This window comes from Carboxydothermus islandicus, from assembly GCF_001950325.1.
Classification (GTDB): domain Bacteria; phylum Bacillota; class Z-2901; order Carboxydothermales; family Carboxydothermaceae; genus Carboxydothermus; species Carboxydothermus islandicus.
In genome coordinates this window covers 1-415 of sequence record NZ_BDJL01000077.1, presented here as the reverse complement: position 1 = coordinate 415, position 415 = coordinate 1, and the positions used below count along the sequence as shown (strand labels likewise).

At 52.5% G+C, this 415-nt stretch carries 1 pseudogene; it reads right to left on the bottom strand.

The window, feature by feature from the left end:
• Positions 1 to 390: pseudogene (locus tag ciss_RS09155) on the bottom strand (cytochrome c3 family protein); the annotation flags it as partial.
• Between the last annotated feature and the right edge of the window lie 25 nt (positions 391 to 415).

Genomic DNA, 415 nt, shown 5'->3' with positions numbered 1-415 from the left:
GTCGGCATATACCGCACCGTTTACATAGTTGACCCGCGCAATTTTGTTCGGGTCGGGACTTAAAATCCGGGCGTTTCCTCCCTGTCCGTGCGGACTGTGGCAGGATTGACAGCCAAACTCCACATCCCACATCTTGGTAGCTGCAGCTTCATGCCCTACTGCTGTTGCATCTTCATAACTTCCGGTGCTGTTGCCACCAGGTGCCGCAAATATCTGCACCGAACCTACAACGTTATGCCGGGATAATGAACCTTCAGTACCAGTTCCAAACATTCCGCCATAAGTGGCTCTAGTGGTGGTTCCGATAACCCCTCTTTCTACGTCGTAAGTAGTGCTGATGGTACCATCATGGCAGGCCATACAGGTGTCATACACCGAACCCCACTGCAATAAGCTTCCCCCTACGGCAGTGTGG